Origin of the sequence: Streptomyces sp. NPDC051940 (assembly GCF_040680895.1) — a bacterium.
Classification (GTDB): Bacteria; Actinomycetota; Actinomycetes; order Streptomycetales; family Streptomycetaceae; genus Streptomyces.
Genome location: NZ_JBFAXR010000069.1, coordinates 1 through 24,857, shown reverse-complemented (window position 1 = coordinate 24,857; position 24,857 = coordinate 1). Strand labels below are relative to the sequence as shown.

Annotated in this window: 22 protein-coding genes; 17 read left to right on the top strand and 5 right to left on the bottom strand. The window is 72.6% G+C overall.

Features of this window, described 5'->3' with window-relative positions; genetic code table 11:
- Window positions 1-22: 22 nt before the first annotated feature.
- The 9 genes from AB0M28_RS24715 to AB0M28_RS24675 all read left to right on the top strand — a co-directional run bounded on the left by AB0M28_RS24715 (window position 23) and on the right by AB0M28_RS24675 (window position 9,874).
- Window positions 23-1,279, top strand: a complete 1,257-nt coding sequence (locus AB0M28_RS24715; RefSeq protein ID WP_365408880.1) for a cytochrome P450 — start codon at window positions 23-25, stop codon at window positions 1,277-1,279.
- A gap of 47 nt (window positions 1,280-1,326) precedes the next feature.
- Window positions 1,327-2,529, top strand: coding sequence for a cytochrome P450 (locus tag AB0M28_RS24710; RefSeq protein ID WP_365408935.1), 1,203 nt, complete (start codon window positions 1,327-1,329; stop codon window positions 2,527-2,529).
- Between the two features lie 99 nt (window positions 2,530-2,628).
- Window positions 2,629-3,309 (top strand): signal peptidase I, encoded by a 681-nt coding sequence (lepB, locus tag AB0M28_RS24705; protein WP_365408877.1) that lies wholly within the window; start codon window positions 2,629-2,631, stop codon window positions 3,307-3,309.
- A 101-nt stretch (window positions 3,310-3,410) separates the two neighbouring features.
- Complete coding sequence (locus AB0M28_RS24700; RefSeq protein ID WP_365408874.1) at window positions 3,411-4,649, top strand: histidine kinase; 1,239 nt, start codon at window positions 3,411-3,413, stop codon at window positions 4,647-4,649.
- Between the two features lie 46 nt (window positions 4,650-4,695).
- Complete coding sequence (locus tag AB0M28_RS24695; RefSeq protein ID WP_365408871.1) at window positions 4,696-5,460, top strand: LytTR family DNA-binding domain-containing protein; 765 nt, start codon at window positions 4,696-4,698, stop codon at window positions 5,458-5,460.
- 2 nt (window positions 5,461-5,462) lie between these two features.
- Window positions 5,463-5,855 carry a hypothetical protein gene (locus AB0M28_RS24690; protein ID WP_365408869.1) on the top strand — a complete coding sequence of 131 codons (393 nt, stop codon included), beginning with the start codon at window positions 5,463-5,465 and terminating at the stop codon, window positions 5,853-5,855.
- A 40-nt stretch (window positions 5,856-5,895) separates the two neighbouring features.
- Window positions 5,896-7,635, top strand: coding sequence for a cation acetate symporter (locus AB0M28_RS24685; protein WP_365408866.1), 1,740 nt, complete (start codon window positions 5,896-5,898; stop codon window positions 7,633-7,635).
- A gap of 257 nt (window positions 7,636-7,892) precedes the next feature.
- Window positions 7,893-8,243, top strand: a complete 351-nt coding sequence (locus AB0M28_RS24680; protein WP_365408863.1) for a DUF485 domain-containing protein — start codon at window positions 7,893-7,895, stop codon at window positions 8,241-8,243.
- Complete coding sequence (locus tag AB0M28_RS24675; RefSeq protein WP_365408860.1) at window positions 8,240-9,874, top strand: cation acetate symporter; 1,635 nt, start codon at window positions 8,240-8,242, stop codon at window positions 9,872-9,874. The genes AB0M28_RS24680 and AB0M28_RS24675 overlap by 4 nt, the downstream gene beginning before the upstream one ends.
- 132 nt (window positions 9,875-10,006) lie before the next feature.
- On the opposite strand, the gene AB0M28_RS24670 is transcribed toward AB0M28_RS24675, so the two are convergent.
- Both AB0M28_RS24670 and AB0M28_RS24665 read right to left on the bottom strand, forming a co-directional pair.
- Window positions 10,007-10,411: an SseB family protein gene (locus AB0M28_RS24670; RefSeq protein WP_365408857.1), complete on the bottom strand. Its 405-nt coding sequence runs from the start codon at window positions 10,409-10,411 to the stop codon at window positions 10,007-10,009.
- A gap of 326 nt (window positions 10,412-10,737) precedes the next feature.
- Window positions 10,738-12,078 carry a glycoside hydrolase domain-containing protein gene (locus AB0M28_RS24665; RefSeq protein ID WP_365408854.1) on the bottom strand — a complete coding sequence of 447 codons (1,341 nt, stop codon included), beginning with the start codon at window positions 12,076-12,078 and terminating at the stop codon, window positions 10,738-10,740.
- Window positions 12,079-12,259: 181 nt separating this feature from the next.
- Here AB0M28_RS24665 and AB0M28_RS24660 point away from each other — a divergent pair, with 181 nt between their 5' ends.
- The 4 genes from AB0M28_RS24660 (at window position 12,260) to AB0M28_RS24645 (ending at window position 14,727) form a co-directional block, all read left to right on the top strand.
- Entirely contained in the window at window positions 12,260-13,291 is a 1,032-nt protein-coding gene (locus AB0M28_RS24660) for a YihY/virulence factor BrkB family protein (protein ID WP_365408851.1), read from the top strand.
- 19 nt (window positions 13,292-13,310) lie between these two features.
- Window positions 13,311-13,520, top strand: coding sequence for a DUF4236 domain-containing protein (locus tag AB0M28_RS24655; RefSeq protein WP_365408849.1), 210 nt, complete (start codon window positions 13,311-13,313; stop codon window positions 13,518-13,520).
- A 146-nt stretch (window positions 13,521-13,666) separates the two neighbouring features.
- Entirely contained in the window at window positions 13,667-13,939 is a 273-nt protein-coding gene (locus AB0M28_RS24650; RefSeq protein ID WP_365408846.1) for a hypothetical protein, read from the top strand.
- A complete protein-coding gene (locus tag AB0M28_RS24645; protein ID WP_365408844.1) occupies window positions 13,936-14,727 on the top strand; it encodes a collagen-like protein in 792 nt (263 codons plus the stop codon). Before AB0M28_RS24650 ends, AB0M28_RS24645 begins: the two co-directional genes overlap by 4 nt.
- Here AB0M28_RS24645 and AB0M28_RS24640 read toward each other — a convergent pair whose 3' ends face one another.
- Entirely contained in the window at window positions 14,728-15,186 is a 459-nt protein-coding gene (locus AB0M28_RS24640) for an STAS domain-containing protein (RefSeq protein ID WP_365408841.1), read from the bottom strand. It lies immediately after the preceding gene.
- A gap of 322 nt (window positions 15,187-15,508) precedes the next feature.
- On the opposite strand from AB0M28_RS24640, the gene AB0M28_RS24635 reads away from it, so the two are divergent.
- On the top strand, window positions 15,509-16,666 hold the full coding sequence (locus tag AB0M28_RS24635; RefSeq protein ID WP_365408838.1) for a low temperature requirement protein A: 1,158 nt from the start codon (window positions 15,509-15,511) through the stop codon (window positions 16,664-16,666).
- A gap of 19 nt (window positions 16,667-16,685) precedes the next feature.
- Window positions 16,686-17,075 carry a cupin domain-containing protein gene (locus AB0M28_RS24630; RefSeq protein WP_365408835.1) on the top strand — a complete coding sequence of 130 codons (390 nt, stop codon included), beginning with the start codon at window positions 16,686-16,688 and terminating at the stop codon, window positions 17,073-17,075.
- Between the two features lie 21 nt (window positions 17,076-17,096).
- On the opposite strand, the gene AB0M28_RS24625 is transcribed toward AB0M28_RS24630, so the two are convergent.
- Window positions 17,097-18,377, bottom strand: a complete 1,281-nt coding sequence (locus AB0M28_RS24625; RefSeq protein WP_365408832.1) for a globin domain-containing protein — start codon at window positions 18,375-18,377, stop codon at window positions 17,097-17,099.
- 221 nt (window positions 18,378-18,598) lie between these two features.
- Window positions 18,599-19,582 (bottom strand): multicopper oxidase domain-containing protein, encoded by a 984-nt coding sequence (locus AB0M28_RS24620; protein ID WP_365408829.1) that lies wholly within the window; start codon window positions 19,580-19,582, stop codon window positions 18,599-18,601.
- 320 nt (window positions 19,583-19,902) lie between these two features.
- Between AB0M28_RS24620 and AB0M28_RS24615 the strand changes: the two genes are divergently transcribed.
- Both AB0M28_RS24615 and AB0M28_RS24610 read left to right on the top strand, forming a co-directional pair.
- Complete coding sequence (locus AB0M28_RS24615) at window positions 19,903-22,305, top strand: ThuA domain-containing protein (RefSeq protein ID WP_365408826.1); 2,403 nt, start codon at window positions 19,903-19,905, stop codon at window positions 22,303-22,305.
- Window positions 22,306-22,320: 15 nt separating this feature from the next.
- Window positions 22,321-24,216: a family 16 glycoside hydrolase gene (locus tag AB0M28_RS24610; protein WP_365408823.1), complete on the top strand. Its 1,896-nt coding sequence runs from the start codon at window positions 22,321-22,323 to the stop codon at window positions 24,214-24,216.
- Window positions 24,217-24,857: the final 641 nt, after the last annotated feature.

Below are 24,857 nucleotides of genomic sequence, written 5' to 3'. Positions count from 1 at the left end.
AGAGCAGCTTGGAGCCGGTCCCATGACCAACACACCGCCGACATCCGCCGGTTGCCCGGTGCTGCAGCCGGGCGCCGTACCGCTGTCCGGTCCGCGCTTCCACACCGACCCGCAGCGCCTGTACCGCGAGGTGCGCCGCGAGCACGGGCCCGTGGTCCCCGTCGACCTGGGCGGATTCCCCGCCTGGCTGGTCATCGGGTACCGCGAACTGCACCAGGTCACCTCCGACCCGGAGCTGTTCTCCCGGGACCGTGCGCTGTGGAACCAGTGGCCGGCCGTCCCCGCCGACTGGCCGCTGCTGCCGATGGTCGGCGGGCCCATGCCGTCCGTCTACTTCACCGCCGGCGCCGAGCACCGCCGGCACGCGGAGCTGGTCAACGCGGCGCTGGAGACCGTGGACCCGTTCGCCGCCCGCAGGCTCTGCGAGGAGCTGTCCGACCGCCTGATCGACCGGTTCTGCGGGCGCGGCGAGGCGGACCTGGCCTCCTTCGCCCGTGATCTGCCGCTGCTCGCGCTGCTGCGGCTGGTCGGCTTCCCGGACGACCAGGGGCCGGATCTGGCCCGGCTGATGGGCGAGCTCGCCGACGGCGGGCCCGGCGCCCAGGACGCGTTCGCGCAGTGGATGGCCGCCGTGGTGAAGCTGGTCGCCGAGAAGCGGATGGAGCCGGCCGCCGACATCACCTCGTGGATGGTGGCCAACGCCCAGGAGTTCACCGAGGAGGAGGTCATGGGCAACGTCCGCGACATCGTCGCCGCCGGCTTCCTCACCACCGCCGACTGGGTCGGCAACAGCATCCGCCTCATGCTCACCGACGACCGCTTCGCCGCCGCGCTCGGCGGCGGCCGCTACAGCGTCGGCCAGGCCATGAACGAGGTGCTGTGGGAGGACACCCCCACCCAGATCCTCGCCGGCCGCTGGGCCTCGCGCGACACCCAGCTCGGCGGCCGGACCATCCAGTCCGGCGACATGGTGCTGCTGGGCCTCGCGGGCGCCAACAACGACCCGCTGATCCAGGAGCACCTCGACCCCGGGCAGGGCGGGAACTCCGCGCACTTCGCCTTCAGTTACGGCGAGTACCGGTGCCCCTTCCCGGCGCAGGAGATCGCCGAGATCATCGCCCGTACGGGCATCGAGGTGCTGCTCGACCGGCTGCCGGACCTGGAGCTGTCCGTCCCCGTGGACGAGCTGCAGCGGCGGCCCTCCGCGTTCCTGCGCGGCATGACCGCGCTGCCCGTCCGCTTCACGCCCGTCCCGACCACAACCGGAGGCATCCGTTGAACCCGCCGCTCGCCGACAGCTCCGAGGCCGTCATCGCGCTCGACCCGATGATGGGGGACCTCGACGGGGAGACCGCGCGGCTGTCCGCGGCCGGCCCGTTCGCCCGGATCGACCTGCTGGGCGTCCCCGCCTGGTCCGTCACCTCGCACACCGTGGCGCGCAGACTGCTCACCGACGCGCGGCTGGTGAAGGACCTGAACCAGTGGGGCCTGTGGCAGCAGGGGATCGTCACCCGGGCCTGGCCGCTGATCGGCATGGTCGACGTACCGCCGTCGATGTTCACCGCGGACGGCGCCGAGCACCGGCGGCTGCGGGTGAAGATCGCGCAGGCGCTCACCGCGCGGCGGGTCGAGGACCTGCGGCCCGTGATCGAGGGGTACGTCGACAGGCTCCTGGACGACATGGAGGCCGAACTCGCCAAGTCCGAGAACGGCGTGCTGGACCTCAAGCCCGTGTTCGCCGGGCCGCTGCCGATGGCCGTGGTGTGCACGCTGATGGGTGTCCCCGAGAGCGAGATCCCGCGGCAGATGAAGCTGTGGAAGGCGTTCTTCTCCCTGCTCACCCCGCAGGACGAGCGCCTCGCGGTGATGATGGAGGTCAACACCGTCTTCAACGAGATGGTCCGGGAGAAGAAGGCCGCCCCCGGCGACGACCTCACCAGCGCCCTGATCCTCGCCGACGAGGGCGGGGAGCCGATGAGCCAGGAGGAGATCGCCGGCAATCTGCAGTCGATGATCGCCGCCGGCCACGAGACGACGATCGGCCTCATCCTCAACGCCACCCGCGGCCTGCTCACCCACCCCGACCAGCTGCGGCTGGTGCTGGACGGCGAGATCGGCTGGGACGCGGTGATCGAGGAGGCCCTGCGCTGGGACCCGCCGATCACGCATCTGCTCATGCGCTTCGCGACGGAGGACATCGAGGTCCCCGAGGCGGACGGCTTCGTGATCGGGAAGGGCGAGGGCGTCGTCATGTCGTACCGCGCCATCGGCCGCGACACCGACCTGCACGGCGAGGACGCGAACGGATTCGACATCCGGCGCGCGACGGCGAAGAAGCACATCACCTTCGGCCACGGCCCGCACATCTGCCCCGGGGCGGCCCTGTCCCGGCTGGAGGCGGCGGTCGCCCTCCCGGCGCTCTTCGCCCGCTTCCCGGAGATGGCCCTCGCCGTCCCGTCCGAGGAGCTGCGCAAGCTCCCGGTGATGACGCAGAACGATCTGGAGGCGTTCCCGGTCCGGCTGCGCTGAACCGGGGGACGGGGCTGTCGGTGGTCTCCGACCGGGGGGACCTGGTTGTCGGTGGTCTCCGATAGTCTCCGGACGCGAACTCGAGGCAGGGGGGAAGTCGTGAGGACTCCGGGGAGACGGCTGCGGCTTGCGGCGTGGGTGCTGGGCCCGTTGGGGCTGGTGCTGCTCGTGGGGGCGGTGGTGTGGCTGCGCACGGGCTACACGGCCGCGACGGTGAACAGCGACGCGATGCGCCCGACGTACACCCTCGGCGACCGGGTGTTCGCCGAGCGCATAGACGGCTCGGAGGTGCGCCGCGGCGACGTGGTGCTCTTCCGGGCGGGCATCTGGCTGCCCGAGGGGCACGCCCACGAGCTGGTGCTGACCCGGGTCATAGGGCTCGGCGGCGACCAGGTCTCCGGCGCTCCGGGCAAGCCGGTCGAGCGCAACGGGGAAGCCCTCGACGAGCCTTACGTGCTCGACGGCGACTCGGGCGCCGGGACGCCGCAGTACTCCGTCACCGTCCCCGAGGGGCGGATGTTCGTGCTCGGCGACCACCGCGCCAACTCCAACGACTCCCGCTTCCGCGTCTCCGAACCCGGCGAGGGCGCCGCTCCCCTGTACGCGGTCCGGGCCCGGGTGCTGGACGGCCCCGGCCCGATCGTGGCCCTGGCCTCGGCCGGCCTGGTCGGTCTGCTGGCCGCGCTCACCGGCCTCGGGCTCGGCATAGCCGCCGCGGTGGCGGGCTCCCGCGCGAAGCGGGCGGTCGCGCCGCACCCGGCGTATCCCGTGGTGCGGTGACGGCGGCGCCCCGGCGCTGACCGGCTCCGGGTGGTGGCAGCCGCGGTGATCCGCTTCCAGGCGGTGGCTGCCGGCCGGGCGGCGGTGTAGCGTCCCGGTCCATGCTGGGCTTCCCACCTGCGACGGTGCTGCTGCTCGCCGGGCTCGCCATCGTGCTGCTGCCGGGGCTCGCGCTGCTCGCGCTGCGTGCCTCGCGGCACCGGCAGTACGGGACCCCGCAGGAGCGCGCCGCGTACGAGACGCTGCACACCGCCTCACTGGCCGCGCCCCCACTGCGGGGCGGGCTGAACGCCGACAGCGCGCGGCGCTCCGCCAAACAGCTGCGCGCGCTGCTCGCCGCGCCCGCCCTCGCCCTCACCGACGCCGCCGGGGAGGTGCTGGTCTGGGACGGGCGCGAGGCCGACGAACACGCCGCCGGGGTGCCCGAGCACGCGCGGCAGGCGCTCACCAGCGGGCGTACCCAGGCGGCCCGGGTGGACCCCTGCGAGCGGCTCGACTGCCAGCTGCGGCACGCCGTCGTCGTACCGCTCGTCGTCGCCGGGCGCGCGGAGGGGGCGCTCGCCGTCTACACCGCGCAGTCCTCCGCCGGCACCGTGCGCGCCGCCAACGAGGTCGGCCGGTGGATCTCCACCCAGCTGGAGCTGGCCGAGCTCGACCGTTCGCGGGCCGCCGCCGCGGAGGCGGAGCTGCGGGCGCTGCGGGCGCAGATATCCCCGCACTTCATCTACAACTCCCTCTCCACCGTGGCGTCCTTCGTCCGCACCGACCCCGAGCGGGCCCGGGAGCTGATCGTCGAGTTCGCCGAGTTCACCCGCTACTCCTTCCGCCGGCACGGCGACTTCACCTCGCTGGCCGAGGAGCTGCGCTGCATCGACCGGTATCTGCTGCTGGAGCGCGCCCGGTTCGGCGGCCGGCTGGAGGTCTCCCTGCGGGTCGCGCCCGAGGTGCTGTCGGTCGTCGTCCCGTTCCTGTGCCTGCAGCCGCTGGTGGAGAACGCCGTACGGCACGGCCTGGAGCGCCGCACCGGCCCCGGCCGGCTGACGATCGCCGCCGAGGACGCGGGCAGCGAGGCGTTCATCACCGTCGAGGACGACGGCGCCGGGATGGACCCGGCGGAACTCGCCCTCGTCCTGGCCGGAGAGGTGCAGCCGGACGGCACCGGACCGCGCAACGAGGCACCCGGCATCGGGCTGCGCAACGTCGACGAGCGGCTGCGCCAGACGTACGGCGACGCCTACGGGCTGGTGATAGACACCGCCCCCGGCGCGGGCACGAAGGTGCACGTCCGGGTGCCGAAGTTCCACCCGCACGCGGTGCGGACGGCACCCGGGGAGCGGTGAGCCGGAGGGTTCCCGGGGGCCGTGCGCGCGCGTTAGTGTGCGCGCCATGCTGCACATACTCGCCGTCGACGACGAGCTGCCGGCCCTGGAGGAGCTGGCCTGGCTGCTCCGCCGGGACACCCGGGTCGGCGACGTGCAGACGGCGGCCGACGGGCAGTCCGCGCTGCTCGCACTGGACGCGGCGCTGCAGGCCGGCCGGCCGCTGGACGCGGTCTTCCTCGACATCGGCATGCCCGGGCTCGACGGCCTGTCCCTGGCCCGGCTGCTGTCCCGGTTCGCGCAGCCGCCGCAGGTCGTGTTCGTCACCGCGCACGAGGACCACGCGGTGGAGGCCTTCGCGCTGCGGGCCGCGGACTACGTGCTGAAGCCGGTCGACGAGGCACGGCTCGCCGAGGCCGTACGCCGTGTCGCGCCGGCACCCGCCCCGGCCGAGCCGACGGCCGAAACCGCGCCCGACGAGGAGCGGATCACCGTCGAACTGGGCGGTGTGACCCGGTTCGTCCGCCGGGCCGAGGTGCTGTACGCCGAGGCCCAGGGCGACTACGCGCGGCTGTACACCGCCGCGGCCTCCCATCTCGTACGCATTCCGCTGGCCACCCTGGAGGAGCGCTGGGGGAGCGCCGGGTTCGTCCGTATCCACCGCTCCCACCTGGTCGCGCTCAAGCACGTGCGCGAGCTGCGCCAGGAGTCCGGCCGCACCTACGTCCGCCTCGGGGACACCCTGCTGCCCGTGTCGCGCCGGCACACCCGGCAGGTCCGCGACGTACTGCTGCGGCACAGCCCGGCGTCCTCCGGCCCGGCGGCGGTGTGAGCATGGGTGACGCGCCGCCGCGCCGGGTGACCGTCGTCCACCCCCGCACCCGGGCCGCCCGCGCCGCGCAGCCGCTGCCGCAGGCCGGCGGGCGCATCGTGGAGGACCTCGGCCGGCAGACCCCGCTGGGGGACGTGTATCTGCGCTCCCTCATGCGCAGCCAGTTCCGGCTCGCGCTCGCCGTCGTCGGCACGCTGGCGCTCGCGCTGGGCGGACTGCCGCTGGCGTTCGAGGCGTTCCCGGCGCTGCGGGACGCGACGGCCGCCGGCATACCCGTGCCGTGGATCCTCACGGGGCTCGCCGTGCACCCGGTGATCCTGGTACTGGCCTGGGTGTACCACCGGCAGGCGGGCAAGAACGAGCGGGACTTCGCGGAGGCGGTGGAGCACTCGTGACCCGCCTCCTTACCGCCCTGCGCACCCCCCGCCGGACGCCATGAGCGCCGCCGCCGTCGTCCTGGTCTGCCTGGCCACCGCCCTGTTCAGCGTGTACGGGCTGCGCCCAGGGCGCGCCACCTCCGACTTCTACGTCGCCTCCCGGGCCGTCTCGCCCACCCGCAACGCCTACGCCATCGGCGGCGAGTACCTGAGCGCCGCCTCCTATCTGGGCATCGCCGGGCTCATCCTCGCCTTCGGCGCCGACATGCTCTGGTACGGCGTCGGCTACACGGCCGGGTACCTCGTCCTGCTCGCCTTCGTGGCCGCCCCGCTGCGCCGCTCGGGCGCGTACACCGTGCCGGACTTCGCCGAGGCGCGGCTGCAGTCGCTGCCCGTGCGGCGTATCGCCTCCGTGCTGGTGGTGCTGATCGGCTGGCTGTACCTGCTGCCCCAGCTCCAGGGCGCCGGGCTGACGCTGCGGACCGTCACAGGCGCGCCGCTGTGGGTGGGGCCGCTCGTCGTCACCGCGGTCGTGATGACCACCGTCGCCTCCGGCGGGATGCGGTCCGTCACGCTCGTCCAGGCGTTCCAGTACTGGCTGAAGCTCACCGCCCTCGCCGTCCCCGTGCTGTTCCTCGTCCTCGCCTGGCGCGCCGACGGCGCCCCCTGGCCCGACGCCGACGCCCCGCCCAGCTTCCGCGCCGCCACCACGGTGACCGTGCACCAGGCGATCCGCGTCGAGGTCGACGAACCGGTCACCGTGACCGTCGACGGCACGCTCGACGGCCGCAGGCTGGGGGGCGAGCCGGTCACCCTGACCAAGGGCGAGCACCGCGTCGGCGACGAGACCCGGGTCCGCTTCCCCGAGGGCGCCACCGTCCCGCACCCCGTCGGTGAACCGCCGCCGAGCGGCCGGGACTGGACGCGCCCGCTGACGGGCACCGAGCATCCGATGTACGCGACGTACGCGCTGCTCATCGCCACGCTCCTGGGCACGATGGGGCTCCCGCACGTCATCGTCCGCTTCTACACCAACCCCGACGGCGGCGCCGCCAGACGCACCACCTGGACGGTGCTGTGGCTGCTCGCCGCGTTCTACCTGATGCCGCCGGTGTACGGCGCGCTCGGCCGCCTCTACACCCCCGAACTGCTCATGACCGGCCGCACCGACGCCACCGTGCTGCTGCTCCCCGACCGGCTCCTCGGCGGTCCCGGCGGGGCGCTGCTGGGCACGCTGCTCACCGCGGGCGCCTTCGCCGCGTTCCTGTCCACGGCGTCCGGGCTGACGATGTCCGTGGCCGGCGTACTCGGCCAGGAGCTCGAGCGCTACCGGGCCGCCCGCGCGGGACGCCGTACGAGCGGCGAGGCCCGCGGCGAGGTGCTGCGGCTGCGGATGGCGGGCGTCGCCGCGGCATGCGTGCCGTGTCTGCTGTCGCTGGTCGTCGTGGAGCGGCCGGTGGCGGACGTCGTGGGGCTGGCCTTCGCGGTCGCGGCGTCGTCCTTCTGCCCGCTGCTCATGCTCGGCATCTGGTGGCGCGGGCTCACCCCGCAGGGCGCCGCGGCGGGGCTGCTCGCGGGAGGCGGGGCGACGCTGTGCACGGTGGCCGTGACGATGGTCGGGCCGCCGTCCGGCGGCTGGGCGCAGGTGCTGCTGACGCGGCCGGCGGCGTGGAGCGTACCGCTGGCGTTCGCGGTGATGACCGGCGTCTCGCTGCTCACCCGGCGCTCGGTGCCGCCCGGGACGGCGCAGTCGCTGCTGCGGCTGCACACACCGGAGTCGGTCCGGCTGCCGCGGTGAGCGGTAGCAGGCGAGCGGTACCGGGCGGCGATAACCGCACAACCGTTCAACGCGTCCGACCGACCGCTCACCGCACCGGTCGCCCCGTTCACGGCACGGGCGGTGACGGGTGACTGCCGTCACACGGCATCCGTCCCTACCTTGAGCGGCGCGCGGGCGGTGCGGCCCCCGGCGGTCTGTCAGGGTGTCCCCCGTCGTCGAGCCGCACTCCCGTCGCGTCCCCCATGTGACCGATGAGCCGCTCCTGGAGGCACTCGATGAGCACCGCCCCGCCCCGCCCACCGAGCAACGACAGCTATGCGCGGATGCAGACCAGCGAGGAGTTCGCCGAACTCCGCCGCCGGTACCGCAACTTCGCGTTCCCAGTGACCGTCGGCTTCATCAGCTGGTACCTGCTGTACGTCCTGCTGTCCAACTACGCGACCGACTTCATGGCCGAGAAGCTGGTCGGCAACATCAACGTGGCCTTCGTGCTCGGCCTCGCCCAGTTCCTCACCACGTTCCTGATCGCCTGGTGGTACGCGCGGCACGCCGACGCCAAGATCGACCCGATCGCCGAGCGGCTGCGCAAAGCCGTCGAGGCCGACGCCACGGAGGACGTCCGATGAACACCCTCGCCGCTGTCGACACCACGGAACACCGGCCGCTGATCATCAGCCTGTTCGCCCTCTTCGTGGCGATCACCCTGGCGATCACGGTCTGGGCGGGCCGCCGCACCAAGGACGCCACGGACTTCTACGCGGGCGGCCGCTCCTTCACCGGCTTCCAGAACGGGCTGGCGATCTCCGGCGACTACATGTCCGCCGCGTCCTTCCTCGGCATCGCGGGCGCCATCGCCCTCTTCGGCTACGACGGCTTCCTGTACTCGATCGGGTTCCTGGTGGCGTGGCTGGTGGCGCTGCTGCTGGTCGCCGAACCGCTGCGCAACTCGGGGCGGTTCACGATGGGCGACGTGCTCGCGTACCGGATGCGCCAGCGGCCGGTCCGCACCGCGGCCGGTGTCTCGACCATCGTCGTCTCGATCTTCTACCTGCTCGCCCAGATGGTCGGCGCGGGCGCGCTCGTCGCGCTGCTGCTCGGCATCACCGGTGACGCGGGGAAGAACCTGATCGTCGTGCTGGTCGGCGTCATCATGATCCTGTACGTCACCATCGGCGGGATGAAGGGCACCACCTGGGTCCAGATCGTCAAGGCGGTGCTGCTGATCAGCGGCACGATCCTGATCACCTTCCTGGTGCTCAACAAGTTCAACTTCAACATCTCCGACCTGCTCGGCGCCGCCGCGGACAACGCCTCCGAGGGCGAGGGCGGCGTGGACGCCGGACAGTTCCTCTCCGGCGGTCTGCAGTACGGGCTGAACACCACCACGAAGATCGACTTCATCTCCCTGGGCATCGCCCTGGTCCTCGGTACGGCCGGTCTGCCGCACATCCTCATCCGCTTCTACACCGTGCCGACCGCCAAGACCGCCCGTAAGTCGGTGCTGTGGGCCATCGGCATCATCGGCGGCTTCTACCTGATGACCATCGCGCTGGGCTTCGGCGCCGCCGCGCTCATCGAGCGGACCGACATCATCGCCTCCAACAAGGCGGGCAACACGGCCGCGCCACTGCTGGCCTTCGAGGTCGGCGGCGGCGAGGACTCGGCAGGCGGCGCGATCCTGCTCGCGGTGATCTCCGCGGTCGCCTTCGCGACGATCCTCGCGGTCGTCGCCGGCCTCACGCTCGCCTCGTCGTCGTCCTTCGCGCACGACATCTACGCCAACGTCATCCGCAAGGGGCAGGCCACGGAGCGGGAAGAGGTCGGCGCGGCGCGGATCTCCGCGATCTGCATCGGGGGTGTCGCCATCCTCCTGGGAGTCTTCGCCGGCAACCTCAACGTCGCGGGACTGGTCGCCCTCGCCTTCGCGGTCGCGGCCTCGGCCAACCTCCCCACGATCCTCTACAGCCTCTTCTGGAAGCGCTTCAACACCACGGGCGCGCTGTGGTCGATCTACGGCGGTCTGACGACCGCGGTGGTCCTGGTCCTCTTCTCGAAGGTGGTCTCCGGCGACCCGGCGGCGATGTTCCCGGACGTCGACTTCCACTGGTTCCCGCTCAAGAACCCCGGCATCATCTCGATCCCGGCCGGCTTCCTGTTCGGGTTCCTGGGCTCGATCCTGAGCAAGCACGAGGACGAGGACGGCACGAAGTACGCGGAACTGGAGGTCCGCTCGCTGACGGGCGCGGGCGCCCACTGACCGCTCCGCGGGGGTACGGCGTACCCCCGGTCGGCGCCCCCGCACCCGTGTGACGACGTGGGGTGCTGCCGACCTGCGACAGGGCCGGCGTCCGGGATCCGGGCGCCGGCCCTCGCCCGCGGTACGGACTCCTCAGGCCGCTCCCCGTACCAGCATGGCGCGTACGCCCTGTGCGGACAGGGCCACCTCGTCGGGGCCGCCCGCGTCGATGATCAGGGAGAGCTCCTCCGACGGCCAGCGGCGGGCCAGGTCGCCGAGGGGGACCGTGCGGTACTGCTCGATGTGCGGGAAGGCACTCGACAGCCGGGACCGGCTGGTGAACACCGGCACCAGCTGCGTGCCGTCGCTCTGCTCGACGACCGGCAGTGTCACCTGCGGATTCGTTTCGCCACCGGCCGGCACGGGCAGCAGGACCTGCCCGGCCGCCAGGGTGTCCAGCGCCTGGTCGTCCGCGCTGTTCGTGGCCACGGAATGGAGCGCCTCCTGTACGGCGGAGGCGGATCCGTCGGGCTGCGGAGCGGTGATGTCGTCGGTCATGGCGATCCCCTCGCCGTATCGGAACGTCCGGTCACCCCGGACCTGCTCCGCAGTCACGTACCCATCGATCCGGCCCCCATGTCCCCGGCCGCACAAGGCCGACCCCTCCGGGACTCCGGGGGGCGGAGCCCCCACGACTGTTCCGCGGCGATGCCGGGCGGGGGCTTGGGGGCGGAGCCCCCAAGGCCGGACGCGGCCTCAGGGAGTCTGGGGGCGCAGCCCCCAACGCTCTTCCGCCACGGCAGTCGGACGCGCCCGGCCGGCTCCCGGGGGTCCGGGGGCGGAGCCCCCGGGGGCTTTTCAGGGCCGGGCCTCAGCGGAGCGGGTCAGCAGCGGGGTGCCGGTTTGCTGAACGTTGTGTTGCTCGGGTTCGCCACGTAGTAGTCCGAGACCCACCGGCCGTTGTCCAGCTTGTTCCACACCCACGTGGTCCCCACCTTCGTGCCGCCCTTCTGGCACGTCACATACGCCAGCGCCCCGTTCGGCAGCGACCCCGCCGTGGCGTACGACGTGCCGGGGCCCGTGCGCATCGTGAGGCCGGTCGAGGAGTTCACCTGCCAGGGATACGTGCAGCGCTGGAAGGGCGCGCTGAAGGTCGTCTTCGACGGGGTGCTCACGTAGTAGTCGGAGACGTACGTGCCGTCCGACAGCTTGTCCCACACCCACGTCGTCCCGACCTTCTGCCCCGACGCCTGGCACACGATCCGCAGCGGCGCCCCCGGCGCGTACGACTTCACGATGCCGTACGTCGAGGACGGCCCGCTGCGGGCGTTGAGGGACGTCGTGCTCTTCACCGCGTACGTGTGCGCGACCGTCGCGACCGGCGCGTCCCACGCGTTGGTGTCGATGTTGATCGTCACCCCGCCGTACGTCTCGTCGTGCCCGCCCCGGTACTGCTTGCCGCGCTGGTGCACGGCCCACTTGCTGTCGGAGATGTTCGTCCAGCCCGTGAGCGAGGACACCCCGTCGTAGCGGGCGATCCACAGCGCGTCCGGCCGGGCGTACGACGCCGAGGTGTAGACGTCGGAGAGGTTCTTGGCGCCGTTCATCAGGTTCATGTAGACGCCGGAGAGGTAACCCGTCGCGTGCAGCCGCTTCGTCCACGCGGACAGATACGTCAGGACCGCGTTGCGGCAGCCCGTGTTGTTCGGGTCGTAGAACTCGATGTCGTTGTAGAACGCGCTGCCCGGCAGCATGCCGAGCGCCTTCGCCGCCGCGATCGCCTCGTCGGCCGCGGCCGTGCCCTGCGCGGCGGCGGTGGAGAGCGTGAGGGAGATCTTCGGGTCCGTGGGCCGCGCGCCGCACGGCGGCTGCAGCCCCTTGTGGATGGGTATCAGCCGCCACTTCAGCTTGCTCACCTCGGTGACCCACGAGGCCGTCAGCTGCGGCTGGGCGCAGGTGCGGCTGGCGCCGCTCATGTACACGGCCAGCGCCCGGTACGGCGACGCCCCCCAGGCCCGGATCGCGTCGAGGGTGGGCGCGGTGCACGCGTCGAAGGCCTGACCGGTGTAGCGGACGCCGGTCGCGCCGGTCGGATACGCGGTGGAGGTCGCCGGCTCGGCGGCCACGGGCGGTGCCGTGGCGAGGGGCACGGCGAAGGCGGCGGCGAGGGCGACGACGACGGCGAGGACCCGTCTGGTCAGGGCCCGTCGAACATGAAGTGGCATGGCGGCCTCCGGAGATGGCTCGGCGCGGGTCGGTGGTACGTCGCCATGGCCGGACGTGGGGGAGCCGCGGAGTCGGGCCCGAGGGCCCTCGCTCCGGAGCCGGGCCGGCCCATGACAGCGGGCGCGGTTTGCCAGGAGGACGCCCGGATCGCCGCGGGCGGTTCCGGGTACCCGCCCCGATATGGACACGGCATCCGGTGATCTCCGCACACCCCCCGCCCGGCTGCCCGCGAAGGCGTGGCGCGCCGCGGCGGTCCGTACCGCCAGGGAAGGGTTCGACGACCGGCTCGGCGACCGGGCGGCGATGCTCACGTACTACGGCGTGCTGTCGATGTTCCCGACGGTCCTGGTGTTCCTGGGGACGCTGGGGGCGGTCGGCGAGCGGGCGATCGACTCGCTGCTGGAGAGCCTGGGCTCGCTCGCCCCGGGGCCGGCCCGCGACCTGCTGGCGTCCTCGCTGCGCGAGCTGGAGGCGTCGCGCGGCAGCGGCCTGGTGGTGCTGTTCGGCCTGCTGGGAGCGCTGTGGGCGGCCTCGGGCTACGTCGGCGCGTTCATCCGCGCCGCCAACGCCGTCTACGACCTGCCCGAGGGGCGCCCGCTGTGGAAGGTCACCCCGCTGCGACTGGGGCTGACGTTCGTCCTGCTGCTCCTGATGGCGGCGGGCGCGTTCATCGTCGTGTTCACCGGGCCGGTCGCCGAACGGGTCGGCGACGCGGTCGGCCTCGGCGACGCCGTGCTCACGCTGTGGGCCTGGGCGAAGTGGCCGGTGCTGCTGCTGATCGTGCTGCTGGTGATCGCGCTTCTCTACTGGGCCGCGCCCAACGCCCGGGTGCGGGGTTTTCGCTGGCTGACCCCCGGCGCCTTCGTCGCGGTCGCCGTCTGGCTGGCCGGTTCCGCGGGCTTCACGCTGTACGTCGCCAACTTCGGCTCGTACAACAGGACCTACGGCACGATGGCGGGCGCCGCGGTCTTCCTGCTCTGGCTCTGGCTGACCAATCTGGCGGTGCTGCTCGGCCTCGAGTTCGACGCGGAGCTCGCCCGGCAGCGCGGACAGGCGGCCGGATGGCCGCCGGACGCCGAGCCGTACGTGGACCCGCGCGACACCCGCACCTGGCCCCCGCGCTGGAAGCGCAAGGCGGCGGCGCGCCGCGACCGCCTGTCCGCGCCCACCGCGAAGGCATCAACGCCGCCGACCGGGAAACCCGGCACCTGACTCCGAAGGGAGACCGACCATGCCCCTCACCTTCCGCAAGAGCATCCGGATCCTGCCGGGTATCCGGCTGAACCTGGGCCGTCGCTCCTGGTCGATCACGGCCGGCGGCCGCCACGGACCCCACCACACGCGCAGCAGCACGGGCCGCCGCACGACGTCGATGAACCTCCCCGGACCGTTCGGCTGGCGCCGCACGACCACGGAGGGCCGGCGCCGGCGCCGTCGCTGACCTGTCAAATCACCTGCGGATAGACCAAGTTGTTATCCGCCTGCTCCGCTACCTTCCTGCCCCCCGCGTCGTTCACTCCGCGTACAGGTCCCGTCGGCCGATCCGCCCGGCTCCCGCGGACGCAGAGCGCTGTAGGAGGCAGTCGCTTGGATGCCACCGTCACCCTCACCGGGTCCGTGCTGGCCTGCTTCGGAATGCTGGGCGCCGCGGTGGTGGCGTACTTCGGCAAACGCGGTGAGAACGTGCTCAGCGGCTATTCGAGCCTGACCGAACGCCTGCAGTCCGAACGGGACCGGCTGGAGCTCCGGGTCGCCGAGCTGGGTGACCAGGTCTCGGAGTTGCGCACCCAGCACGTCGCCGATCTGAGCGAGATCGCCCGGCTGAGACAGGACAACGACCGCCTGGGAGGTGGCTCGTGACCCGGTTCGAGCGACTGCTGGCGAGACGCTGGCGCACCGTGTTCCTGGTGTGCGTGCTGATCGCGCTCTGCGGGGTCGCCGTCATCCTGTGGGCCAGGATCGACGCGGGCGACCGGCGGGCGGACCAGATGCGGCAGGAGGCCGACCGGCGCGGCCTGGCGCTGGCCACGCTGGCCGAGGACGTGCGCGCGCTGCGCGAGCAGGTGGAGCGCTCTGGGGAGACGCCGGCCGCGCCCGACCCCGCCCAGGCCGTCGAGGGCCTGCTGGACCGGGTGCGGGTGCCCGCCGGCGCCCGGGGCGCCGAGGGCAAGCGGGGCGAACAGGGCGAGGCGGGAGCCGCCGGCGCCCGGGGCCCGCGCGGACCGGTCGGGCCCGCCGGCCCCGCGGGACCCGCCGGTGAGCAGGGACTGCCCGGCGCCGACGGCCGGGACGGGGTGGACGGGTCCGACGGAGCGCCCGGTGCCGTGGGACCGGTCGGGCCGGCCGGACCGCAGGGCGGCCAGGGGGAGACGGGCGCCTCCGGACCCCAGGGCCCCGAAGGGCCTCAGGGCACCCAGGGACCGCAGGGTCCCCAGGGGGAGACCGGCGCGCCCGGTCCGGCCTGTCCGGAGGGCTACACCCTGCAGATTCCCGACTACGACCCCGAGGCCCTCGTCTGCCGCAAGGCCCCGGCCGCGCCGGCGCCCGCCCCGGAGCAGCCCGAGGGACAGGCCGGGTTCGTCGTACTCCCGCTGCCGCGACGCCGCTTCCGGACGGGTGCGTTCAACCCGGGGCGGGGAGCGCGGTGATCAGTCCTCGCCGAGGTGCTCCCCGAGGTGCTCCCCGAGGCCCTCTCCGGTGCTCTCCCCGTGGCTCTCCCGGACGTCCTCCAACGCCTCCTCCAGCGTCCCCACCGGACGGAAGAGCTGCAGCAGGTCCGACGCCCGCAGCACCCGCAGGATGATCTTCCGGTCGCACACCACCCGCAGCGTGCCGGAGCGCTCGTCGACCCGGCGGTACGCGCGGCACAGCAGGCGCAGGCCCGAGCAGTCGAAGAACTCCGCGGCGCGCAGGTCGATCACCACCCGCGGGCGCGGCGGCGCGGTCAGCGCGTCCACATGGGGTTCGGCCTCCGGCAGCGCGGCGAGGTCTATCTCGCCGTGCAGTTCGAGCACGGCGCAGCCCTGTAAGCGATAGCTCCGGGCGTACCGCGTGGGCCGGGGAGCCGTCGGCTCCCCGGCAGGCGTCTGCGGGGCCTCTGCTTGCACGACGGTCCCCCTCGCGGCGTGCGGCGGCGTGGCGGTGGCAACGAACGGTGTCGATGACACGGTGGAGATGACGCTGTGGAGATAACGCGGTGGAAAGAGCACTGTGGAGATGACAAGGACGCAGCGGAGCGTGGTCAGGGCACCCCTGCGATCACCGATCACCGTAATGGTCCATCCCCGAGCTGTGGCAAGACTTGACCCTCCCGCAACCAAGCGAATTCGCCCGATGGGGTGAACGCGCCCGAGCGGTCTTGACATTCGGTGCGCGGTAAGGAGCCCCAGCGCGCAACGCCCGTCACTCGCGGCCCGCTACCGTCGTCCCATGACCCAGATGTCCGGCCGCAGCCCCGACGAGGCGCACCGCGTGGCCACCCCCCTCGAGCTGCTCTACGACCTGGTCTTCGTGGTGGCCGTGGCCCAGGCCGCGGCCGGTCTGCACCACGCGGTCGCGGAGCAGCACACCGGCGACGGCGTCACCGGGTTCGTGATGGCGTTCTTCGCGATCTGGTGGGCCTGGATGAACTTCACCTGGTTCGCCTCCGCGTACGACACCGACGACGTGCCGTACAGGCTGGCGGTGTTCGTGCAGATGACGGGCGCGCTCGTCATCGCCGCCGGGGTCCCGCGGGCCATGGACAGCAAGGACTTCGGTGTCGTGACCCTCGGGTACGTCATCATGCGGCTGGCCGCCGTCCCGCAGTGGCTGCGCGCGGCGGCCGGCGATCCGGAGCACCGTACGGCGTGCCTGCGGTACGCGGCGGGGATCAGCGTCGTGCAGCTCGGCTGGGTGGTGCGGCTGGCGCTGCCGGAGACGGCCGGGCTGTGGGCGTTCCCGGTGCTGGTGGCGGCGGAGCTGGCGGTGCCGTACTTCGCGGAGCACCGGCAGGCCACCACCTGGCATCCGCACCACATCGCCGAGCGGTACGGACTGTTCACGATCATCGTGCTGGGCGAGTCGATCCTGGCCTCGACCGTCGCGGTGCAGCAGGCGCTGGACGACGACGTGCACATCGAGGACCTGGCGACCACGGCGATCGGCGGGCTGTTCATCGTCTTCTCGATGTGGTGGCTGTACTTCTCCAAGTCCTCCCACGACCTGCTGACGTCGCTGCGGGCGTCCCTGCGGTGGGGCTACGGCCACTACGCGATCTTCGCCTCCGCGGCGGCCGTCGGCGCGGGGATCGCGCTGGCGGTCGACCAGGCGTCCGGCCACTCGCACGCCGCGGACCGGACGGCGGCCGCGGCGCTGACGATCCCGGTGGCGGTGTTCGTCCTCACCGTCTGGCTCCTCCACCTGCGCCCGCACCACGCCGGCGGCCTGCTCCACGCCGCGCTGTTCCCCGCGGCCGCGGCCCTGATCCTGGTGATGACCTTCACCTCGCAGCCGGTCCTGCTGACGGGCCTGATCCTGGCGGCGGCGGTCGTGGCGGGCGGCCTCACGGCCCGCGGGCGCACGCCCGTACAAGACGCGACGGGCTGACCCCGGCCACCCTGGCCGGATGGAACCCGTGAACCTCAGCGAGGCGCTGGCCTCCTTCGACGAGATCTACAGCCCGCGGATCGTGGCCCGGATGAACGACTACGACGTACGGATCGCGCATGTGCGCGGCGAGCACGTGTGGCACGTGCACGAGGAAACCGACGAGTTCTTCCTCGTACTGAAGGGGACCTTCGACATCGCGCTGCGCGGGCCCGACGGCGCGGAGACGACGGTACGGCTGCGCGAGGGGGACACCTTCGTGGTGCCGCGCGGCACGGAGCACAAGCCGTCGTCGCCGGGCGGGTCGATCCTCATGTTCGAGCCGTCCGGCACGCTGACCACCGGTGACCGGCACGACGGCGAGATCCCGGCGTACGTCGACAGCACGGCCGGGCGGGAGCTGGGCTGAGGGGCCCCGGCCCGCCTCCGCTCAGGCCCCCGGGTGGTGCCCGCCCTGCTCGCGTTCGCTGCCCGCGCGCGGGCGCGGGCCGCCGTGCGGGCCGGCCCAGGGGTCGCGGTCCGCGGGGTTGATCCAGCGGGGCTGCGGAGGGTTGAGGAACCACTCCGTGTGGCCCGGGGCGCGGCCACCCTGCGTCGGCAGCGGGACGAGGTCGTGGGCGAGCCGCTCCGGGGCGGCGCCGTGGGTGAGCAGCAGCTCGCGCACCGCGACGATGAAGCCGGGCGGGCCGCTGACGTACACGTCCTGGGCCGGCCAGTCCGCGTACGAGGTGAGCGCCGCCGCGAGCCGGCGCCAGGCCATGGCCACGCTCTCGCCGGGCTGGGCGGTGATCGTGCGCAGATTGAGCCAGGGGTGCGTCTCCGCGACCGCGCGGATGGCCTCCTCGTCGTAGAGGTGCTCGGGGCTGCGGGCGGCGACGAACGCCCGGACCTGCGTGGGCGGTATGCCGCGCAGCCACTCCTCCAGCAGGGCGCGGATCGTGGCCCACCCCGTGCCGGCGGCTATGAACGTGGCCGGGCGGGTGGAGCCGGACGCCAGCACCGTGGTGCCGGACGGCGGTCCGAGCCGCAGGGTGTCGCCCTCGCGCACCTCGTCGATCAGCGCGGGGGAGAGCAGACCGCCGTCGATCCGGCTGACGTGCAGATCGATGGTGTTGTCGGTGCGCGGCGCGCAGGCGATGGTGTACGGCCGCCACACCTGCGGGCGCAGCGCCGGGGCCTCGACGCTGGTGAACTGGCCCGCGGTGAACGGGAAGTCGCGCTCCGGCAGCAGCGTGAGCTTGGCGTTGTCGCGCCCCTGCCGGGCGTGGTAGAGGACGATGGCCTCCCAGTACGGCGGGTCGCCCTGCCTCTCCGCGGACTCGCTGCCGCGGATCATGGCCTCCGCGAGCACCCCGTACGCCGCCAGCCACGCCTGCTCGGTGGGCTCGTCCCAGGTCATCTGGGCCCCGAAACGCAGTGCGGCGATGAGGCTCTGCCCCACCGCCGTGTAGTGCTCCGGCTTCGCGCCGAACTTGCGGTGATCTCGGCCCAGGGCTTCCAGGAACTCGGGCAGCCCGGGGTCCTCGAGCCGCTGCACGACCTGCGTCAGCGCGGCGAAGAGCCGGTCGCGCTGCTCCGACATGTCCGCGGGGAACATCGCGCGGACGCCGGGATTGGCGGCGAAGAGGTGGGAGTAGAAGTACTTGGCGACATGGTCCGCTCGCCGCTCGATTCTGGCGAAACTTGCCCGGATCAGATCGCTATCAGTCACGTTGCTGGATCGTAGTTGTGGGATTCCTGTGAGGGCAAATGCCGCAGACAGTGGTTGAACCAATTCCGGACGGCCTTGGTCTGCACCTCTCCGTGTCATGGGAGCGGGCCCAGTGCGGGGCCGGCCGCCGGTCCCAACGCCCGTGCGTTCTCGGCCGCGTTGACGCGCGCGTCAGCCCCGGCGGGACCGCCGTGCCCGGGAGCGCTTCCGCCCCGCACCCCTCAGTGCTCGTGTTCCGCCGTCCCCTCGGCCGGCTTCATCGCGTCGGCCACATGCGTGCCCGCGACCGTGCCGTCCGGGTTGGTGACGATGAACATCCCGGCCATCCCCTGGTCGGAGTGGCTCTGCACATGGCAGTGGTACATCCAGTGGCCGGATCCCACCAGTTCGCCCGCGACCACCTGGAAGCCGAACGAGTCGCCCGGCCCGCAGATCTTGTTGTCGATCACCGGGCTGGGGTCGTCGGGGCCGGTCGGCAGGCCGGTGCGGTTGTCCACCCAGCGGTGCCCGTGCAGATGGAACGTGTGATATAGCTCACCGTGCGTGATCATGACGACCTCGACGCGCTCGCCCAGCTTGGCCGTGAAGTCGGGCGGTGAGGCGGCCGGACGGTTGTTGATCATCATGTCGTTGAAGACGATCGTGAAGGTCCGGTCCGGGAGCACGTCCCCGCGCCGGCGCACGATCAGCCCGCCGTACAGCCCGCGCCGTACGCCGCCGGTGCCGTGCGCGGTGCCGACGATGTGGTCGTGGTAGTGCCAGTAGCCGGCGCTGCCCGCGATGTACGTGCCGTCGGCGCGCTGGCGCTGGTTGTGGCTCTGCCAGGTGTACGTGCGGGAGGCGCCCGGCGGGACGACGCTGTCGGTCATCGCGGTGCCGTCGTTGTCGATGTCGTAGTCCACGCCGTGCGGGTGCAGGCTGACCGGGACGTCGAGGGTGTTGTGCAGCTCGACGACCATCGTGTCGCCCTCGTACATCGTCAGCAGAGGGCCGGGAACCGTCGCCTTCCCCGGCTCCAGCCCGTACCCCAGCTGTCCGCCGGGCAGCTCCTCGGCGTACATCGTGACCCGCCGCACCTCACCGGCCGGCTGTGGTGCGGCGGCCGGCCGGGTGGCGCCCGCCGTGGCGACGGCGACCGGGGCGATGGCGGCGGCGGCCGCTCCGGTCGCGAAGGACCTCCGGGAGAAGAAACGGCTCTGCGGCATGGGCGGCGTCCCCTTCGTGCGGCTGGCGGCTGCGGACAGGCTCCGACGGGCTTTCGTACGGCTCCGGCCGGCCGCGCGCGGCTGCGGCGGGCTCCGGCAGGCTCCGTACGGCGAGGGATGCTATGCGCATGCCAAGACTTTGCCCACCCTCGGGACAAAGTTCGGGCCAATTCGGTAGTAGGGCTTGGCGGGTTGTGAAAAGCCGTCTAGGTTCCTTCGACGTTGTGGGCAACGTTGTCGCGGACACGCCGACCCTTCGGGCCGGGTCCGCGTCCGGGCGGCGGCCCACCCGCACACCGCACGGTCGGGCATCGCTGAGGATGGGACGTACAACCATGAGGCGAGGGGCACGAATACGGCGAGGTTGGGCGGCGGTGGGCGTCACGGCCGCCCTGGCCGCGGGACTGCTGGGCGGCACACCGGCCGCCGCGGCCGCGGAGGGTCCACCGGGCGGGTCCAACGCCCGGGTGCTGGTCTTCCACGGCAGCGGCGACACCGTCGCCCCCGGCATCGCGGCGATCGAGGCACTCGGCGAGACCACGGGCGGACCGGGGTTCACGGTGGACGCCACCGCCGATCCGGCGGTCTTCACGGACAAGAAGCTCCGCCCGTACAACGCGGTCGTCTTCCTCGCCGCCCAGGGCGACGTGCTGACCGACGCCCAGGAGGCGGCCTTCCAGTCGTACGTGCGGTCCGGCGGCGGATTCGTCGGCATCCACGACGCCGCCCGCGCCGAACCGGCCTCCACCTGGTTCACCGGCCTCATCGGCTCCCGGCCCGCGGCCGGCGACCCGGGCGCCGCGCAGACCGCCGTCGTCGAGGTCCCCGACCGCCGGCACCCGGCCACCAGCGGCCTGCCGCTGGAGTGGGCCCGCAAGGACGTCTGGCTGAACTGGTCGCCCAACCCCAGCGCCACCGTCCACACCGTGGCCCGCGTCCGCGAACGCAGCTACCAGCCGGCCGCCGGGGCCAACGGCTGGGACCACCCGATCTCCTGGTGCCGCGACTACGACGGCGGCCGCTCCTTCTACACCGGCATGGGCGGTACGACGGCGAGCTTCACGGAGGAGGGCTTCCGCAAGCACCTGCGCGGCGCCCTGCTGTGGACCTCGCGCCTGGCCCGCGCCGACTGCCAGGCCACCATCGCCGCCAACTACGAGGCCAACCGCCTCACCCCGCCCAACCAGCCGAACCAGCTCGACCAGATCGGCGAACCCCACGGCATGGCCATCGCGAACGACGGCCGCGTCTTCTACATCGGCCGCGGCGGCCGCTGGTCGGGCGCCCCCGTCGTCACCGACTGGAACAACCCCGAGGTCGGCAAGGGCCCCGGCACCGTCCACGTCTGGGACCCGAAGGCCGGCCGGGCGAGCGAGGTCGCCACGCTGGAGGTCTTCGGCAACAAGGGCGGCGGCGACGAACTGGTCAAGGTCGAGGAGGGCCTGCTCGGCATCACCCTCGACCCGGCGTTCGACACCAACGGCTGGATGTACCTGCACTGGACGCCGCACAACCGGATCGACCGTACGAAGCAGATCGCGGAGCGCCGCATCTCCCGCTTCACCCTCGACCAGACCACCGACAAGCTCGACCTGACCAGCGAGAAGGTCCTGCTCTCCTGGCCCGTGCAGATCCACAGCTGCTGCCACGCCGGCGGCGGCATGGCCTGGGACTCCAAGGGCAACCTCTACATCGCCACCGGCGACAACAACTCCTCCCGCTTCAGCGACGGCTACTCCGGCAACAACCCGGTCCCGTCCTACGAGGGCGTCTCCTTCGCCGACGCCCGCCGCACCGCGGGCAACACCAACAACCTCAACGGCAAGATCCTGCGCATCCACCCGACGCCGGAGGGCTCGTACACCGTCCCCACCGGGAACCTCTTCGCCCCCGGCACGGCGAGGACCCGCGCCGAGATCTACGTCATGGGCGTCCGCAACCCCGCCCGGATCTGGGTCGACCAGAAGACCGACTACCTCTACGCCGGGTGGGTCGGCCCCGACGCCGGCACGCCGTCCACCACCTGGGGACCGGCCAAGTACGACACGTTCGCTGTGATCACCAGCGCCGGCAACCAGGGCTGGCCGTACTGCATGGGCAACAAGCAGCCCTACCGCGACCGCAACCTGCCCGATCCGGCCGTCCCGCTGGGCTGGTACAACTGCGACCGGCTGAAGAACGACTCGCCCAACAACGACGGCCTGGTGGACCTGCCGGCCGCCCGCAACAACACCATCTGGTACTCCCCGCAGGGCGGCGGCCCCGACTTCCCGCGCACCGGCGGCGTCCCCAGCTACAAGCTGGCGGAGCAGACACTGCTGCTGCCCTGGCTCAAGGGCGGCGGGCAGGCCGCGATGTGCGGGCCGGTCTACCGCTACGACGCCTCCAGCACCTCCGCCGTGAAATGGCCGGAGTACTGGGACGGGAAATGGTTCACCGGCGACTTCTACGACGGCGACCAGCCGCGCCACGCGGTCCTGATGGACCCCGGCAACCTGGGCGGACGCCCCGTGCACGCCGAGGGCCTGGACCGGATCGTGCCGCCCGGCAACGACGGGATCAGGAACCTCATGGACTGGAAGTTCGCCCCCGACGGCTCGCTCTACGTCCTGGACTACGGGCGCGGCTTCTTCAACGCGGACAGCAAGTCGGCGCTGTGGCGCGTGACGTACAAGGGCGGGCCCGCGACCCCGCTGCCCGCCGACCTGATCACGCAGTCCTGAGGAGGGGACCCAGCCATGCAGCTCAAACGCGTGCTCATCGCCGTGGTGGCGGCGTGCCTCGCGCTCCTCGCGCCGGGGCTGCCCGCCTCCGCGGGGACGGCCGGGGAGACGACCGCCGCCCAGGTCCTGACCTGGACCGCCGACGACTCCATCACCCGCTACAAGTCCGCCCCGGCGACCGCCGTCTCGGGCCCCGCCACCCTCGTCTTCGAGAACAGCGCGGCCACCGGCAACACCAGCGGCATGCCGCACACGCTCACCTTCGACACCTCCACGCCCGGCTACAACCACGACGTGTCCGCCAACATCCTGGCCAACCCCGCCGACGAGAACGGCGGCCGCTGGCAGGTCGACGTCACGCTCACCCCGGGCACGTACCGCTACTACTGCGCCATCCCCGGGCACGGCGACATGTGGGGCGTGCTCACCGTCACCGACGGTTCGGGGACGGACACCACCCCGCCGGTCTCCTCCGCGCAGGTCAGCGGGAGCCAGGACACCAACGGCAACTACGTCGGCAACGCGACGGTCGCGCTGTCGTCCACCGACGCCCAGTCCGGCGTGGACCGGATCGACTACAAGGTCGACTCCGGTGCGTACTCCGCCTACGAGGCGCCGGTCGTCGTCGACACCGTCGGCGCGCACACGGTGACCTATCGGGCCACCGACAAGGCGGGCAACGTGGAGGCGGAGAAGACGGTCTCCTTCACCGTCGTCGAGGCACCCGGCAACGACACGACCCCGCCCACCGTGAACGCGGCGGTCACCGGGGAGCAGAACACCGCCGGGTACTTCAAGGACATGGCGACCGTCACCCTCACCGCCTCCGACGCGGAGTCGGGCGTCGAGCGGATCGAGTACTCGCTCGCGGGCGGCGCGTACACGGTGTACACCGGGGCCTTCATGGTGCACGCGGTCGGCACGCACACGGTGACCTACCGGGCCGTCGACAAGGCGGGGAACTCCTCGGTGCCGAAGTCGGTGACCTTCACGGTCGTCGAGAGCGACGTGAACCCCTCGCCCAACTGCCCAGAGACGGACGCCCGTCCGGTCGTCTTCGTCGGCGACGTCGTCACCTCCGTGCCCAACCGGACCACGGGCAGCGGGTGCAAGATCAACGAGGTGATCGAGGACGAGAAGGCGTGGCCGTCCCACAGCCGGTTCGTCGCGCACGTGAAGGCCGTGACGGACGGGTTGTACGCGGCCGGCGTCCTGGACCGTCCCGAGCGGGACGAGATCGACGACGCGGCGGCGGCGAGCGACGTGGGCGTCGACGGCAAGGGCTACAAGCCGCTCTTCGACGGTACGGCCGCGTCCTTCGGGCAGTGGCAGCACGTCGGCGGCGGGTCCTTCCGCCTCAACGCGGACGGCACGATGACCAGCGGTACGACCCTGGGCGGGCTCGGGATGCTGTGGTTCCCCGCGCAGAAGTACGGGGACTTCTCGCTCCGGCTGCAGTTCCGGGACGACGCGCCCGGTACGGGGCGGGCCAACAGCGGGGTCTTCGTGCGCTTCCCGTGGGTGCACGACTTCCCCGGGGAGTCGCGGCCGGAGTGGGTCGCCATCAAGTACGGGCACGAGGTGCAGATCCTGGACCGGGAGGACGGTGACCAGTACAAGACCGGGTCGGTCTACGGGTTCGACCTCGTGAACCGGGGGGAGTCGCTGCCCACGGAGAAGGGGGTCTGGAACGACTACGAGATCAGGGTCGTCGGCCAGCACTACTCGATCTTCCGCAACGGCGTTCTGATCAACGAGTTCGACAACGCGCCGGGTCAGCTCTTCTCGCCGCCGCGGGCGGACGATCCCGGTACGGACGGGCGCCAGCGCACGCAGGGGTACGTCGGGCTCCAGGTCCACGGCACGACGGACGTCATCTCCTTCCGCGACATCCGCATCAAGGCCTTGTAGGCCTTGGCTTCCCACCCCGCCGGCGGCGTCCGCGGGCGCCTCCGGCGGGGTGGGCGGTCCACGTCCGGCGCCGCCCGCGCCTCCGGCGGGGTGGGCGGTTTACGTCCGGTGCCGCCCGCGCCTCCGGCGGGGTGGGCGGTCCACGTCCGGTGCCCGGCGCCGCCCCGCGCCTCCGGCGCGGGGATTGCCCCCACCCACACACCACCCGTCACCGTCTCCCCTGGTCACCGCCGGCGCCTGGGGGCGCGTTCCCCGCGGTGGCGGAGGGGGCGGGCACGGGGGTGTGTCCGGGGGCTGCCTTCCCTGACGTGCAGGGGGACCACAGCGCACGCCGCGCAGGCTGCGGGGCCGCGCCGCCGGGGACCACAGCCTCACCGCGTGACGGACGCAGGGAGCCCTGGGGTTGCCGGACGGCGCGCGTCGCAAAGGCTGCGGGCAGTCGTGCCGCTGGGGCGGCACGGGTGGGCGCAGCCGGCCCGCAGGGCTCGCGCCCCCCGGGACCACAGGCTCACCGCGTGATGAACGCAAGGGGGCCTGGGGGTGCCGGACGGTGCGTGTCGCAAAGGCTGCGGGCAGTCGTGCCGCTGGGGCGGCACGGGTGGGCGCAGCCGCCCGCAGCGCTCGCGCCGCCCGGGACCACA

Excerpts from the sequence above, each read along its gene's own strand:
- AB0M28_RS24610 (WP_365408823.1), top strand. The coding sequence starts at position 22,321 with ATGCAGCTCAAACGCGTGCTCATCGCCGTGGTGGCGGCGTGCCTCGCG.
- AB0M28_RS24615 (WP_365408826.1), top strand. The coding sequence starts at position 19,903 with ATGGGACGTACAACCATGAGGCGAGGGGCACGAATACGGCGAGGTTGG.
- AB0M28_RS24635 (WP_365408838.1), top strand. The coding sequence starts at position 15,509 with ATGACCCAGATGTCCGGCCGCAGCCCCGACGAGGCGCACCGCGTGGCC.
- AB0M28_RS24700 (WP_365408874.1), top strand. The coding sequence starts at position 3,411 with ATGCTGGGCTTCCCACCTGCGACGGTGCTGCTGCTCGCCGGGCTCGCC.
- AB0M28_RS24660 (WP_365408851.1), top strand. The coding sequence starts at position 12,260 with ATGGACACGGCATCCGGTGATCTCCGCACACCCCCCGCCCGGCTGCCC.
- AB0M28_RS24715 (WP_365408880.1), top strand. The coding sequence starts at position 23 with ATGACCAACACACCGCCGACATCCGCCGGTTGCCCGGTGCTGCAGCCG.
- AB0M28_RS24695 (WP_365408871.1), top strand. The coding sequence starts at position 4,696 with ATGCTGCACATACTCGCCGTCGACGACGAGCTGCCGGCCCTGGAGGAG.
- AB0M28_RS24680 (WP_365408863.1), top strand. The coding sequence starts at position 7,893 with ATGAGCACCGCCCCGCCCCGCCCACCGAGCAACGACAGCTATGCGCGG.
- AB0M28_RS24710 (WP_365408935.1), top strand. The coding sequence starts at position 1,327 with ATGATGGGGGACCTCGACGGGGAGACCGCGCGGCTGTCCGCGGCCGGC.
- AB0M28_RS24670 (WP_365408857.1), bottom strand. The coding sequence starts at position 10,411 with ATGACCGACGACATCACCGCTCCGCAGCCCGACGGATCCGCCTCCGCC.
- AB0M28_RS24665 (WP_365408854.1), bottom strand. The coding sequence starts at position 12,078 with ATGCCACTTCATGTTCGACGGGCCCTGACCAGACGGGTCCTCGCCGTC.
- AB0M28_RS24630 (WP_365408835.1), top strand. The coding sequence starts at position 16,686 with ATGGAACCCGTGAACCTCAGCGAGGCGCTGGCCTCCTTCGACGAGATC.
- AB0M28_RS24620 (WP_365408829.1), bottom strand. The coding sequence starts at position 19,582 with ATGCCGCAGAGCCGTTTCTTCTCCCGGAGGTCCTTCGCGACCGGAGCG.
- AB0M28_RS24690 (WP_365408869.1), top strand. The coding sequence starts at position 5,463 with ATGGGTGACGCGCCGCCGCGCCGGGTGACCGTCGTCCACCCCCGCACC.
- AB0M28_RS24685 (WP_365408866.1), top strand. The coding sequence starts at position 5,896 with ATGAGCGCCGCCGCCGTCGTCCTGGTCTGCCTGGCCACCGCCCTGTTC.
- AB0M28_RS24655 (WP_365408849.1), top strand. The coding sequence starts at position 13,311 with ATGCCCCTCACCTTCCGCAAGAGCATCCGGATCCTGCCGGGTATCCGG.
- AB0M28_RS24675 (WP_365408860.1), top strand. The coding sequence starts at position 8,240 with ATGAACACCCTCGCCGCTGTCGACACCACGGAACACCGGCCGCTGATC.